We start from the raw sequence: 13,142 nt of genomic DNA, 5'->3' as shown, positions 1-13,142 counted from the left end.
GGGACTGACTGACCGGTCAGTGCGGGCGGATCGGGCCGCCAGGAATGCGGGCCGGCGCGTGATCGTTGACGATGGGAGTACGACCTGTCGACAACCTAAGGATCAAGAGGCTCGTGAGCAGCAAGGTCCCCCCGATCATCCTCAACAACGGCGTCGAGATGCCCCAGCTGGGCTACGGCGTGTGGCAGGTGCCGGACGACGATGCCGAGCGGGCCGTCGCCACGGCGCTGGAGGCCGGGTACCGCAGCATCGACACCGCGGCCATCTACGGCAACGAAGAGGGCACCGGCAAGGCGATCGCCGCCTCCGGCCTGCCCCGCGAGGACATCTTCGTCACCACCAAGCTCTGGAACAGCGACCAGGGGTACGACGCCACGCTGCGCGCCTTCGACGCGTCACTGCGGAAGCTGGGCCTCGACTACCTCGACCTGTACCTGATCCACTGGCCGCTGCCGGCCCGTGGCACCTTCACCGACAGCTACAAGGCGTTCGAGAAGCTGCTGGCGGACAAGCGGGTCCGCGCGATCGGCGTGTCCAACTTCCTTCCCGAGCACCTGGAGCGGCTGATCTCCGAGACCTCCGTCATCCCGGCGGTCAACCAGATCGAGCTGCACCCGCACCTGCAGCAGCACGCCGCCCGCGAGTTCCACGCCGAGCAGGGCATCGCCACCGAGGCCTGGTCGCCGCTCGGCCAGGGCAAGGGCCTGCTGGAGGTGCCGGCGATCGTCGCCATCGCGCAGAAGCACGGCCGCACCCCGGCCCAGGTCGTGCTGCGCTGGCACGTCCAGCTCGGCAACATCGCGATCCCGAAGTCCGTGACGCCGTCCCGGATCAAGGAGAACATCGAGGTCTTCGGCTTCAGCCTGGACGACGAGGACCTCGCGGCGATCAGCGCCCTCAACGAGGACCGCCGCCTGGGCCCGAACCCGGCCACCTTCGACATGGGCTGATACCCGACGCCTCTCAGGCGCTGCCACCCGGTACCTCCGCACGGACTCACACCCGCCGCGCACCGCACGGCCGCCGTCCCGTCCACCCGGCGGGACGGCGGCCGTCTGCAGTTCGGGGGCGGACGCCCGGCGCGCCACGCGCTTGACCTGCGTCACCTCGCGTCGTACGGCGGTGTGCGCCCGATGCGAGGTCATGCGCCCCGGCCGCCCGCGCCCTACGGCGGCGTTGTCCCGGAACGCGGCCCCTCGCACCTCGCAGGCCGGGCCACGCCCGCCCCGGCGCTCCCTTGTCGCCCACCTCCGCGCACCTCCGCATGCCTCCGCGCTCAGTCGCCCCGTACGTCCGCGTGGATGACCTCGAACTCCTCCAGCGCGACCACCGCCACGTGCGCCTTGGCCGTACCCTCGCGGCGGATCGCGGCCTGGGCGCCCCGGGCCGCGGCGAGCAGGGCGCGGTCGGCGAAGAGGACACCCGACATGCCGCGACCGCGTTCGCGGTCCAGGAAGAGGGCCGCGCCGGCGAATCCGGGCAGGACCTCCAGCCGGGGCAGCACGCCGGCGTGGAAGGTGTCGGCGGCGAGGTCCGTGTCCGCCGGGTCGAACTCGAGCCGGGCGACCCGCAGCCAGCCGCCGGTGACAGGCCGGTGCGCGCGGTGGAAGACGGCGGCCTCGTAGTTCTCGACCGCGACGGTCCCGGCGAAGGGCTGCAGCAGCTCCGGCCGCCGGGCACTCATCACCTCGTCGCTGTTGCGGCGGGCGTCCACGGACTCCCACCAGCTGACCGTGAGCAGTTTGCCGAGGTCACGGTCGACGAAGACGCCCGCGCCCCGATAGCCGGGCCGCTCCTCCAGCAGGTCGTGCCCCCGGGTGTTCAGGGCCCCCACGGCCGTGCCCAGCTGCGCCGGATCGCCGGTCGCGTACACCGTGCGTACGAACATGCGCCTCGCCTCCCGGAGCGGTGACCCTGCCGACCGACGCGGCAGACATATCCGGAAAAGTCGTTTTCTACAGTCTTGCCAGGGTCTCAAATCACCGCAATACGCACAGCTTTCGGGAGCTCGCAATCCGAGGGTTGACGAGGACATGCAGACGGGTCCACCGTGTACGGCACCAGTAAGGAAACTTTCCTAACAGAAGGGCCCCCCACAGTGCGCCTTCGAACCCTGACCCTTGCCGCGGCCTCCGGGACCGCCCTGCTCGCCGCCGGAATGCTGCCCGCGCACGCGTCCGCCGGCACGGCGACGCACACCGCTCCGGCCTCCGCCCAGGAGGGCTCGGTCAGCGCGGCCGATCTGCTCGCCAAGGTGAAGTCGTGTTCGCAGATATCGAACGGCAAGTACAAGACCGACGACGAGACGTCGGCCACGGTCCCCGTGTGCGGCAAGAACGGCGCCGTGTTCTGGAAGGCCGACATGGACATCGACTGCGACGGCCAGCGCACCACCAACTGCAACGAGAACCGCGACCCCTGGTACCAGGACGACACCGCCTTCCACCAGTCCGACGGCAAACCACTGAAGGCGGAGTCGCTCCCGTACGTGGTGGTCCCGAGCTCCAGCAGCATCTGGAACTACTCCAGCGCCGGGATCAAGGGCGGTGGCGTGGTCGCGGTGATCTACAACAACAAGGTGGAGTACGCCGTCGTCGGCGACACCGGGCCCACGAAGATCATCGGGGAGGCGTCGTACGCCACCGCCAAGGCGCTCGGCATCGATCCGGACCCGAAGACCGGCGGCGCCGACTCGGGCGTGACCTACATCCTGTTCAAGAACTCCAGGGTCTCCCCCATCGAGAGCCACAGCGCCGCGGTCTCCCTCGGGGACCAGCTGGCCAAGCAGTTCCTGGCCAACAACTGACCGGCGCCGTACGTCAGTTGGGCTGGCCCAGCGGACGTACGACCACGGTGTTGACGTCGACCCCGGCCGGCTGCCGGATCGCCCAGACCACCGAGTCGGCGATCTGGTCGGCGGTCAGCAGGTGTCCCGGCGGCAGGCTGCCGAGCCCGTCCCAGAACGGGGTCTCCACCCGGCCGGGGGCGACCAGCGTCACACCGATCCCGTACTCCGTGACCTGACGCCGGGTGTTCTCGGCGAGCCCGGTGACCGCCCACTTGGTGGCGCCGTAGATGTTGCCCGGGGTGTTCACGAACCCGGCGACGCTGCCGATGAGGACGATCCGGCCGCGGGACTCCTTCAGCGCCTCGACGGAGGCCCGGATGAGCAGGGCCGGGCCGAGGACGTTGGTGAGCACCATCTCGGTCCAGCCGGCCGGGTCGCCCTCGGCCACGGTGTCATGGGTGGCGAAGCCGGCGTTGGCGACGACCGTGTCCAGTCGGCCGTACGCCTTGAGGGTGCGGTCGACAGCATTCTGTATGTCATCGAACGCCGACGCGTCACCGGCGACCGTCAGCAGCTCCTCGGGATTGCCGAGCCCGTCGGCGAAGTCCCGCAGCCGGGCCTCCGTACGGCCGGTGACGGCGACCCGGTGCCCGGCGGCCAGCAACTGCCGGGCGACGGCGGCGCCGATGCCGGTGGCGCCGCCGGTGACGAGTGCGACCGGAGTGTCGTTCATGTGAGGTCCCCCTGTGTGTCGGTGAGACCGGCAGTCCATCACTTGGAGCACTCTTCAAGTCAAGTGCCGTCGCAGGTACGGCGGTACGGCACCGACGGCAGGTGGCGCTGCCATGCGGCGGGACCGGCACGCCGTGCGCACGTGAGCGGACGACGACGGCCCGCTTCGGGTCCGACGGCCGGACCCGGTGGGACAGCCGGTGGACCCGGATCCGCGCGAGGCGGTCAAGCGCCAGGTGCCCCCGGGCACTTCGAGGAGTGCCGGACGTGGATGGTGCGGGGTGCGCGGGTGAGCGTGTTCGCGCGGGCGGGGCGGTGTTGAGTGGCGCGGGCGAGAAGCGGCGCGGGCGGGAGGGCGTGCGGCCCCGGGGTCGTACTCGGCACCGCACCCGAACCTCCGGCGATACGCCAGGTCACATCGGCCGTACCGCCCGGTGCACCGTGTGGGCCGCCAGGATGAAGACGTCGGGGCGGTGGTGGACGCCGGCGGGATCGGCGGGGTCGAGGAGGCGGTCGAGGGTGGCGCGGTCCTCGGCGTCCAGGGCGTCGGCGTGGATGTCCCGGGTGCGGGTCAGTGCACCGACGACGAAGGCGCGGGCCCGGTCCGGTACGGGGGCGGGGATGTCGAGGAGGAAGCTGCGGGTGCCCGTGTGCTTCAGGCCGGCCGCGGTCAGCAGGGCCGGCCAGTCCTCGGTCTCGGCGACCGCGCCGGGCAGCTCGGCGCGCATCCGGGCGAAGCGGGCCTCCTGGAGCACGTCGAGGCGGGCCTGCAGTCCGGGGCGGCCGAAGCCGATGTCCCGGGGAAGACAGCGGCTGGGCAGTCCGCCCTCCAGGATGGCCAGGGTGCCGCCCGGGGCGAGCCGGGCGGCGAACGCGGTGAGCGCGGCCTTCTGGTCGCCGAGGTGGTGCAGGCTGCGGCTGGCCCACAGCAGGTCCGCCGGATAGTCCAACTCGGCCAGAGAGTCCGGGAGTTCCCCCGCGAGGGTGCCGAAGCGGTCGGCGACGCCCTGGCGGGCGGCACGGGCCCGGGCGTGCTCCAGAAGCGGTTCGGAGGCGTCGGCGGCGACCACCCGCGCGCCGGGGAACGTCTCCGCCATCAGGCAGGCGATCACTCCGGGCCCGCTGCCCGCGTCCACGATCAGCCCGGGCTCGGTCACTTCCCTGCCCAGCCAGGCCAGGGCGCGCGCGTATGCCGGGGCGGTCACCTCGGCCTCCGCCTCCAGCAGCGCCGCCATCGCGCCCCAGTCGACGTCGCCGCCGTGGGTGTGAGCGTGGGTGTCACCGTGGCCGTGCCGTGTGGGGTGCCTGTGGTGGTGGGCCTGGTGGTCGTGTGCCATGTCGCTCAGCCTCTCGCTCGGATGCGGCCAGCGTGCGACGGCACACGGGGAGAGGCCAGTTTCGTTGCCGGTGCCGCAAAAAAGATGCCGGTGCGGCAAAAGAAACAAGGTGCGCCCGAGCGGGTGACGGCGCCAGCATGGGGCCCCGTGGACGACGAACTGGTGCAGCGCTTCCTCGGCGACGGCTTCGTGAAGATCGACGGCGCGGTCCCCACCCCTGTCGCCGAGGACTGCGCCCGGCTGCTGTGGCGGGAAACCGGTTACGACCCGGACGCTCCCGGCACCTGGAAGGATCCGGTGGTGTGGGTCGGGGACATGGCCCAGGAGCCGTTCGACGCGGCGGTCAACTCCCCTGTCCTGCACGCGGCGTTCGATCTGCTCGTCGGTGCGGGCCGGTGGGTGCCGCGTCATTCGCTGGGCTCGTTCCCGCTTCGCTTCCCGCACACCGAGGAGCCGGACGACGCGGGCTGGCACATCGAAGGCAGCTATCTCCCCGAGGGAGAGAGCTGGTACTTCGCCAACCTGCGCTCGCGGGACCGCGCGCTGCTGATGCTGTTCCTGTTCAGCGAGGTCACCGAGGCCGACGCCCCGACGCGGATCAGGGTCGGCTCGCACCTGGACGTGCCGGAACTGCTGAAGCCGTACGGCGAGGCGGGCGCGTCCATCCTGGAACTCGGTCCCCGGCTCGACCGGGCCACGGCCCACCGCCCGCTCGCCCACGCCACCGGCCGCCCCGGTGACGTCTACCTCTGCCATCCGTTCCTGGTGCACGCGGCCCAGCCGCACCACGGCGCCCGGCCGCGGTTCATGGCGCAGCCGCCGCTGTATCCGGCGGTGCCCCTGGACCTGGAGCGGCCGCACGGCGGGTTCGCGCCGGTGGAGCGCGCGATCCGCCGGGGTCTGCGCCGGTAGGGCCGACCCCGGCGGAGGTCACCGGGTCAGGACAGCGGCGGATAGGCGTTCTGCATCAGCGCGAGCAGCGAGGTTCTGGTACGGCTCATGAGTGCCGGTTCCTTCTGTCGTCCGTGGTGTCCACGGGTTCGCGGTGTCTACGGGTTCAGGGCGCGCAGGTGGTCGCGCAGCCCGATGCCGTACGCGGTGGGTGTGCCGTCGTAGGCGGAGATCAGGGACGGGCCGGAGGAGCAGTCCCAGGCGTTCCAGGTCCAGCCCAGATAGGACAGGTCCCGGTCGTCGAACCACTTCATGACCTGGTCGACGAACGCGTGCGCGCAGGTGTTCTCGCCTATCTCACCGGCGATCAGCGGCACCTGGGCGGCGACCGGGGCGAGGGTGGAGTTCCAGCAGCTCTCGGTCGAGCAGGTGTTGAAGTTGTAGACGTGGTAGGCGGCGGCCAGATTGCCGGCCGGGTCGGTGGGCCTGTACGTGAGCCACTGACTGAGGTCGTTGGAATACGCCGGCCCACCGGCCATGATGACGTTCCTGGCTCCGGCGTCCCGGACACTGTCGACGAGATCCTGCATACCGGCGACCTCGTACGAGATCCCGGGGCAGGTCCCGCCGTCCCGCCAGCACTTCCAGGCGTCGGTGCTGCTGGAGGTGGCCCGGTCCGGGTAGGGCTCGTTGAACAGGTCGAACACCGGCGCCGGGTCGTCCTTGAAGGTGCTCGCCACCGACGCCCAGAACGACGGGCTGTACTGCATGTCGGGCATCGGCTTCTGACAGGTGGCGTGGACGTCGGAGCAGCCGGCCGAGTTGCCGGTGTACTGGCCGTAGGACCAGTGCAGGTCGAGGATCGGGGTCAGACCGTGCGCCTCGACGCGGGCCACCAGGTCCTTGACGGCGGCGATGTAATTGGCGCCCCCGTACTCGGGCTTGATGTTGGAAAGACCCAGCCAGCACTCCTCGTTGAGCGGGATGCGCACGGCGTTGACCTTCCAGTCGGCGATCGCCCCGATGGCCGCGTCGTCGACCGGGCCGTCCCAGATGCCGTAACCCTGGACGCACATGAACTCGCCGCCGGAGCGGTTGACGCCGAGCAGCCGGTGGGGGGTGCCGGTGGCGTCCACCAGCTTGTTCCCGGAGACATGCAGGGCGGGGGCGGTGCCGCCGGAGGACGGGGGCGGTGTGGTCGGCGGTGTCGGCTCGGTGTCGACGTTGCAGATCGTTCCGTTGAGCGTGAACACCGTCGGCGCGGTGTTGCGGCCCGACCAGGAGGCGAGGAAGCCGGCGGTGCCGCTCGCACCGGTGCCGAGGGAACCGTTTTAGCTCTCGTTTCCGGCGGTCACGGTGCTGCCGGACTGGGACCACTGGGCGTTCCAGCCCTGGGTTACTTTCTGGCCGTCGGCGAAGTCGAACCCGAGCCGCCAACTGCTCAGTGCTGCCCGGTTGTTGGTGATCCTCACCGATCCCTGGAAGCCGCCGTCCCACTGGTTGGTGACGGAGTAGTCCACCGTGCACGCGGGCGTGGCTCCCTGGGCCGACACCACCGGGACGATCGCGCTCGCGACGAGCGTGGCTGCTCCGGCGGCGGCTAAAAGTACTGAACGCGGGGGGTTTCGCATGAGCGACTCCTACAGTTGGGCGCGCCGTGACGGACGCGTCGACTGGCCAGAACCGCTCCCACTGGTGCGCAGGAAGGTAGCGCCAAGTGGCTTTGCTGCACAGGGGAGTTGCCGACCTTTCCGCAAGGGGCTCGGTCGAATCTTTTCGACTCTTCGAGCACCTTGACGGCTCACAGGGTCGTCATCACTATGGGAGCGCTCCCACTGGTTCAAGCCTTGACTTCTCCCCCACGCCGCAAGGAGGAACCAGCACATGGATCCCTGACGCGGGCGCAGAGCCGCCGTACGGCGGTTGTGGACCGTCGTGGCGAAGGCGCTGCTGGACGGCATGTGGGACCACTACCAGGACGGTCTACATGGGTTCGTACGCGGAGCTATTCGAATCGCCACAGCCCCGCGAAGGCTCCGCGTACGGCGACGGGCGGCCCCCATCCGCACAGGGGGGGCCGCCCTGTCCTCGCTCGTCCCCCTCAAGGTGTTGTCGGCCCTCGCCGTTGTCCCGCCGCGGCCTTCCGGAACGCGCGCAGCGCGAACACCGGGTCGGGGCGGGGGCGGTCCTGGTCCGGGAGGCGGGACAGGCGCGCGGCGAACTCCTCGGTGCGCGGCTCGCCCGGTGGCAGCTGGGTGAACCAGCCACGGCGCAGGTCGGCGACGGTGGCGCGGGGGCTGCGGCCCTGGCCGACGCCGGGGAACACGGTCTCGCCGGCCGGCCGGAGCCCGTGCCGGGCGGCGTGCGCGGTGACGGTGGCGGCGGCGTCCCGCGCCGGGCGGCGCGGACGGGCGGCGAGCACGGCGTCGATGTCGCTGCCGACGTCGTGCGCCGCGGCCTTGTCGACGGTGGTGACGTAGATGCCGCCGGGTCGCAGCACCCGGGCGCACTCGGCGACGATCGCGCGGACGTCCTCGGCGTCCTGAAGCAGATGCAGCAGCCAGATGCTGGTGACGGCGTGGAAGGTGCCGGTGCGGAACGGCAGCCGGCGGCTGTCGGCCCGTACGATCGCGCCCGGTAGCCGCGCGCCAGCCCTGCGCACCATGGCGGCGGTGAGGTCGGCGCCCGTCACCCGCAGCGCGGGGCGCCCGGCGGCCAGCCGGCGGGTGACGATACCCGTGCCGCAGGCCACGTCGAGGAGACGGCCCGGCCCCTCGGGGATCAGACCGAGCACCGCCTCCGTGGCCGCCGCGGCGCGGGCCTCGCCGCCGCGGGACGCGTCATAGGCGTCGGCTTCCTTGTCGTAGTCGAGCACGCCCCTCAGTGTGCGTGGTGACCCGGGGAGAGGTCCTCCACCCTGCGGGCGAGCGCGAAGTCGTTCGCGGTGAGTGCGCCGCCCGCGCTGTGTGTGTGGACGCTGAGGGAGACGGTGTTGTAGCCGAGGGTGAGGTCGGAGTGGTGGTCCAGTTCGTCCTGGACGGCGGCGATGTGCATGACCAGCGCCGCCGCCGCGACATGCGAGCCGAGGCGGTAGGAGCGGGTGAGCCGGCCGGCGTCGTCGACCGACCAGCCGGGCAGCTCGGCGAGCCGGTCCTCGATCTCCTTCTGCGACAGCGGTTCGACGGCCATGGCCGGGTCTCCCTTCGAGTCGGCGGGAACACGGGTACGGGTTCAGCCTGCCACGCCGGCCGTGTCCCCACTCCACCGCAAGGCCGACCACACCGGCCGTGTCCGCACCCCACCGCAAGGCCGACCACACCGGCCGTGTCCGCACCCCACCCCGAGGCCGAACACCCCACCCGTACGCCCACTCCACCCCGAGGCCGACCACCCCACCCGTACGCCCACTCCACCCCGAAGCCGACCGCGCCGGCCGTGTCCGCACCCCACCGCGAGGCCGAACAGCCCACCCGTACGCCCACTCCACCCCGAAGCCGAACAGCCCACCCGTACGCCCACTGCATCCCGAGGCCGACCACACCACCCGTACGCCCACTCCACCGCCATGCCCGGCGCCGCGTCAGCCGTGTGCGCACTCCGCCGCGAGGTCGTCGGCGAGCGCGGCGATCCGGTCGCGGCCCTCCACCCGGGCGACCCAGGCATGCGGCAGGCCGGTGTCGCCGTGCAGCGCGCCGAGCAGGTTGCCGCAGATCGAGCCGGTGGAGTCGCTGTCGCCCGAGTGGTTGACGGCCAGCAGCAGGGCCTGCTCGGCGGCGGGCTCGGCGAGCGCGCAGTAGACGCCGATGGCAAGGGCCTCCTCGGCGACCCAGCCCGCGCCGAGGGACTCCACCTTCTCGGCCGCCGGCGTCCCGTCGGCCGCGAGGTCCAGGGCGGCGCGCAGGGCGGCGGCGGTCTCCGTGTGGCCGCGGTGCCGCTCCAGCAGCCGCAGGGTGCGCAGTACGGCGCCCTCCAGGGACTCCCCGGCGACCAGGTGCGCCACGATCGCGGCGAGCGCGCCGGCCGCGTAGTAGCCGGTCGGGTGGCCGTGGGTGATCTGGGCGCCGCGCGCGGCCATGGCGAAGGCCTCCTCGGCGGGGCTCACCAGGCCGAAGGGGGCCGAGCGCATGACCGTGCCGCAGCCCTTGGAGTCGGGGTTGACCTCGCCCGGCGTGCCGTCCAGCGGGAGCGCGGGGTCGGGCGCGTACATCTGGGCCACGCCGGACAGGCAGGCGTTGCCGGGGGCGCGGCGGGCATAGAGCCAGGCCTCGGTGACCAGTCCGCCGGACGGTGCGCCGGGCTGCGGTGCGGACTGTTCGGGGCCGGGCTTCGACTGGGTCTGCAGCCAGCGCTCGTACGCCTGCCGCAGCAGCAGGGGCCAGGCGCCGCCGATGCCCTTCTCGCGCTGCCGTGCGTGCGCCTGGATCAGGGCCTCCACGGTGAACAGGGTCATCTGGGTGTCGTCGCTGATCAGGCCGACCGCGCCGTGGGCGCCGGTTACGAAACCGGTTACGCTGCGTGCTCCGTGGCCGGCGCGGATCCGGTCCAGGGAGGCGAACTCCACCGGGTAACCGAGGGCGTCACCGACCGCGCCGCCGAGGAGACACAGCCGCGGACCCTGGCCCGGTGGACGGCCGCGGCCTGAAGGGACGCCTGGGGGGACGAGGCCCGCCACGGCTTGGACCACGGCTCGTTCATGCGCACCGGAAGCAACTCCTCGGCTGCGGTTCCTCGACTACGGTCGGGCGTATGGCCATTGTCGCTTCCGGTCCCTCCGCGTCCGCCACCGCCTCCACCGCCGACAAGGGCGTCGGCCCGCTGCTGCGCGCCTGGCGGGAGCGGCGCCGGATCTCCCAGCTGGAGCTGGCGCTGCGCGCCGACTCCTCGGCCCGGCACATCAGCTTCATCGAGACCGGGCGGTCCCGGCCGAGCGAGGAGATGGTGCTGCGGCTCGCCGGGCATCTGGACGTGCCGGTGCGCGAGCGCAACGCGCTGCTGCTGGCGGCCGGTTACGCCCCGCACTATCCGGAGACCCCGCTGGACGACCCGGCGCTGGACGCGCTGCGTGACGGCATGGAACGCCTCATCCAGGGCTATGAGCCCTGTCCGGCGCTGGTGGTCGACGCCGGTTACACGGTCGTGGCCGCGAACCGGGGCGTCATGATGCTGCTGGACGGCGTGCCGGAGACACTGCTGTCGCAGCCGAACGCGATGCGGCTGACCCTGCATCCGCAGGGCCTTGCACCCCGCATCCGCAATCTGCGGGCGTGGCGCGGGCATCTGCTGGCGCAGATGGAGCGGCAGATCGCCCTGCAGCGCTCGGACCGGCTCCGGGCCCTGTACGAGGAGGTGGCCGCCTACCCGGTGCCGGAGGAGACTCCGGGTGACGAACCGGCCGAGTCCCCCGCGTACTTCGCGCTGCCGCTGCTCATCGAGCACGACGGCCGGATCCTGTCGTTCGTGTCGTCGATCTCCACCTTCAACACGCCGATGGACGTGACGGTCGCCGAACTCGCCATCGAGACGTTCCTGCCGGCGGACCCGGCGACCGCCAAGTACCTGCACACGCTTGCCGTTTGACCGCTTCCGTCGGCCGGATCCCCTCGGACTCGTGTGCGAGAGAGGATCACATGGCAGACTGCCCGCGTACTTCGGCGCGTAGGGGAGGGCGTGGCGTGAGTGAGCGGCGGGCTGCGCCGACCGTGGGCCAGGTGGTGCTCGGTAAACGGTTGCAGGAACTGCGCGAGGCGTCGGGCCTCGGCCGGGAGGAGGCCGCCAGGGTCCTCAGGGTGGCGTCGGCGACCGTACGCCGGATGGAGATGGCCGAGGTCGCGCTGAAGATCCCCTACGTGCAGGTGCTGCTGGACACCTACGGGGTGCCCGAGGAGGAGGCCGCCGCGTTCGTGCGGCTGGCCGAGGAGGCGAACCAGCCGGGCTGGTGGCAGCGGTTCCACGACGTGCTCCCGGACTGGTTCAGCCTGTACGTCAGCCTGGAGGGCGCCGCCCGGATCATCCGTTCCTACGAGCCGCACTTCATACCCGGTCTGCTGCAGACCGAGGACTACGCGCGGGCGGTGCTGGAGGCCGGGACGATCGGGCAGACCTCGCCCGAGAGCGTGGAACGGCATGTGTCGCTGCGCATGGAACGGCAGCGGCTGCTGGAGCGCGACGACCCGCCCCACCTGTGGGTGATCATGGACGAGACGGTGCTGCGGCGCCCGGTGAGCACGCGCGGCGCCGTCATGCGCGAGCAGCTGGACCGGCTGCTGGAGTACGCCGAGCGGGACCGGGTCACGCTGCAGGTCGCCGAGTTCGCGGCGGGCCCGCATCCGGGGACGTACGCGCCGTTCACGCTGTTCCGGTTCGCCGAGCCGGAGTTGCCGGACATGGTGTTCACCGAGTACCTGACCGGCGCGCTCTACCTGGACTCCCGCCCCGAGGTGGCCGCGCATCTGGAGGTGCTGGACCACATGACGGCCCGCGCCACGTCGGTGCAGCGCACCCGGACCCTGCTGCGGGAGTTCCGCACGACCTTGTGACGCCACGTCCGGACCGAGCCCTGGGGGAACAGCCGTATGACCGCACGCGATGCCACGCCCATGCCGATCGACACCAGCCGTCCGCACCCCGCCCGGGTGTACGACTGGTGGCTGGGCGGCAAGGACAACTACCCGGTGGACGAGGAGTTGGCCCGGAGGATCCTCGCCGTGGACGGCACGGTGGTGCGCGGGGCGCGGGCCAACCGCCGGTTCATGCACCGGGCCGTGCGTACGGCGGCGGAGGCCGGGGTACGGCAGTTCCTCGACATCGGAACCGGTATCCCGACCGAGCCCAATCTGCACCAGGTGGCCCAGGGCGTGGCCCCGGAGTCCAGGGTGGTGTACGCGGACAACGACCCGATCGTGCTCCGGCACGCCGAGGCCTTGCTGCAGAGTTCCGCCGAGGGCGGCACGGACTACATCCACGCCGACGTCCGCGATCCCGGCACCATCCTGCGGCTCGCGGGCGAGTGCCTGGACTTCGGCCGCCCGGTCGCGCTGTCCCTGGTGGCGCTCACCCACTATCTGGGTGACCAGGACGACGATGTGTTCGGACTGGTCGAGCGGTACGTCGACGAGCTCGCCCCCGGCAGTTTCCTGATCCTCTCCCAGGTCACCCAGGATCTCAGCCCCGAGGGGGTGGCCGCGGCGGCCGAGCTGTTCCGTCGCAGCGGTACGCCGTTCCACCCCCGCACGCTCCCCGAGTTCTCCCGCTTCTTCGACGGTCTGGAGCTGCTCGGTCCCGGCGTCATCCCGGTGTACGGCTGGCGCCCGGAACCGGTGGACGTGGCGGCGCAGGCGGAGGGGGTCGTGCCGGTGTACGCGGGGGTGGCGGTCAAACGCTGACCCGTACGGGTC

At 71.8% G+C, this 13,142-nt stretch carries 11 protein-coding genes and 2 pseudogenes; 6 read left to right on the top strand and 7 right to left on the bottom strand.

Annotation, left to right across the window (positions count from 1 at the left end; all coding sequences use genetic code 11):
* The first annotated feature begins 113 nt into the window (after positions 1–113).
* Positions 114–950 (top strand): aldo/keto reductase, encoded by an 837-nt coding sequence (locus tag SRB17_RS38895; RefSeq protein WP_323377267.1) that lies wholly within the window; start codon positions 114–116, stop codon positions 948–950.
* A gap of 326 nt (positions 951–1,276) precedes the next feature.
* Here the strand turns inward: SRB17_RS38895 and SRB17_RS38890 are convergent, their stop codons facing one another.
* Positions 1,277–1,888, bottom strand: a complete 612-nt coding sequence (locus SRB17_RS38890) for a hypothetical protein (RefSeq protein WP_153545947.1) — start codon at positions 1,886–1,888, stop codon at positions 1,277–1,279.
* Between the two features lie 210 nt (positions 1,889–2,098).
* On the opposite strand from SRB17_RS38890, the gene SRB17_RS38885 reads away from it, so the two are divergent.
* A complete protein-coding gene (locus SRB17_RS38885) occupies positions 2,099–2,806 on the top strand; it encodes a glycoside hydrolase family 75 protein (RefSeq protein ID WP_323377265.1) in 708 nt (235 codons plus the stop codon).
* Positions 2,807–2,819: 13 nt separating this feature from the next.
* On the opposite strand, the gene SRB17_RS38880 is transcribed toward SRB17_RS38885, so the two are convergent.
* Together SRB17_RS38880 and SRB17_RS38875 are read right to left on the bottom strand one after the other, a co-directional pair.
* Entirely contained in the window at positions 2,820–3,521 is a 702-nt protein-coding gene (locus SRB17_RS38880) for an SDR family oxidoreductase (protein WP_153545945.1), read from the bottom strand.
* A 412-nt stretch (positions 3,522–3,933) separates the two neighbouring features.
* Positions 3,934–4,857: a class I SAM-dependent methyltransferase gene (locus tag SRB17_RS38875; protein ID WP_153545943.1), complete on the bottom strand. Its 924-nt coding sequence runs from the start codon at positions 4,855–4,857 to the stop codon at positions 3,934–3,936.
* Between the two features lie 147 nt (positions 4,858–5,004).
* Between SRB17_RS38875 and SRB17_RS38870 the strand changes: the two genes are divergently transcribed.
* Positions 5,005–5,769, top strand: coding sequence for a phytanoyl-CoA dioxygenase family protein (locus SRB17_RS38870; RefSeq protein ID WP_323377264.1), 765 nt, complete (start codon positions 5,005–5,007; stop codon positions 5,767–5,769).
* A gap of 137 nt (positions 5,770–5,906) precedes the next feature.
* Here SRB17_RS38870 and SRB17_RS38865 read toward each other — a convergent pair.
* The 4 genes and pseudogenes from SRB17_RS38865 to SRB17_RS38850 form a co-directional block, all read right to left on the bottom strand.
* A pseudogene (locus SRB17_RS38865) lies at positions 5,907–7,379 on the bottom strand (cellulase family glycosylhydrolase).
* Between the two features lie 470 nt (positions 7,380–7,849).
* Complete coding sequence (locus tag SRB17_RS38860) at positions 7,850–8,623, bottom strand: class I SAM-dependent methyltransferase (protein WP_323377262.1); 774 nt, start codon at positions 8,621–8,623, stop codon at positions 7,850–7,852.
* A 5-nt stretch (positions 8,624–8,628) separates the two neighbouring features.
* Positions 8,629–8,937, bottom strand: coding sequence for a 4a-hydroxytetrahydrobiopterin dehydratase (locus SRB17_RS38855; protein ID WP_153545939.1), 309 nt, complete (start codon positions 8,935–8,937; stop codon positions 8,629–8,631).
* 391 nt (positions 8,938–9,328) lie between these two features.
* Positions 9,329–10,443, bottom strand: a pseudogene (locus SRB17_RS38850) (ADP-ribosylglycohydrolase family protein).
* Between the two features lie 51 nt (positions 10,444–10,494).
* Here SRB17_RS38850 and SRB17_RS38845 point away from each other — a divergent pair.
* The 3 genes from SRB17_RS38845 (at position 10,495) to SRB17_RS38835 (ending at position 13,130) form a co-directional block, all read left to right on the top strand.
* Entirely contained in the window at positions 10,495–11,325 is an 831-nt protein-coding gene (locus tag SRB17_RS38845; RefSeq protein ID WP_153545937.1) for a helix-turn-helix domain-containing protein, read from the top strand.
* Between the two features lie 95 nt (positions 11,326–11,420).
* Complete coding sequence (locus SRB17_RS38840; protein WP_323377260.1) at positions 11,421–12,284, top strand: helix-turn-helix transcriptional regulator; 864 nt, start codon at positions 11,421–11,423, stop codon at positions 12,282–12,284.
* Between the two features lie 36 nt (positions 12,285–12,320).
* The gene (locus SRB17_RS38835) at positions 12,321–13,130 is read left to right on the top strand and encodes an SAM-dependent methyltransferase (RefSeq protein WP_153545933.1); all 810 of its coding nucleotides are present in this window, start codon (positions 12,321–12,323) and stop codon (positions 13,128–13,130) included.
* Positions 13,131–13,142: the final 12 nt, after the last annotated feature.

Origin of the sequence: Streptomyces sp. RB17, assembly GCF_009604455.1 — a bacterium.
Classification (GTDB): Bacteria; Actinomycetota; Actinomycetes; order Streptomycetales; family Streptomycetaceae; genus Streptomyces.
Note: the sequence above shows the minus strand (reverse complement) of the source record. Positions and strands in the feature narration are given on the sequence as shown.

Excerpts from the sequence above, each read along its gene's own strand:
- SRB17_RS38875 (WP_153545943.1), bottom strand. The coding sequence starts at position 4,857 with ATGGCACACGACCACCAGGCCCACCACCACAGGCACCCCACACGGCAC.
- SRB17_RS38880 (WP_153545945.1), bottom strand. The coding sequence starts at position 3,521 with ATGAACGACACTCCGGTCGCACTCGTCACCGGCGGCGCCACCGGCATC.
- SRB17_RS38890 (WP_153545947.1), bottom strand. The coding sequence starts at position 1,888 with ATGTTCGTACGCACGGTGTACGCGACCGGCGATCCGGCGCAGCTGGGC.
- SRB17_RS38855 (WP_153545939.1), bottom strand. The coding sequence starts at position 8,937 with ATGGCCGTCGAACCGCTGTCGCAGAAGGAGATCGAGGACCGGCTCGCC.
- SRB17_RS38845 (WP_153545937.1), top strand. The coding sequence starts at position 10,495 with ATGGCCATTGTCGCTTCCGGTCCCTCCGCGTCCGCCACCGCCTCCACC.
- SRB17_RS38835 (WP_153545933.1), top strand. The coding sequence starts at position 12,321 with ATGACCGCACGCGATGCCACGCCCATGCCGATCGACACCAGCCGTCCG.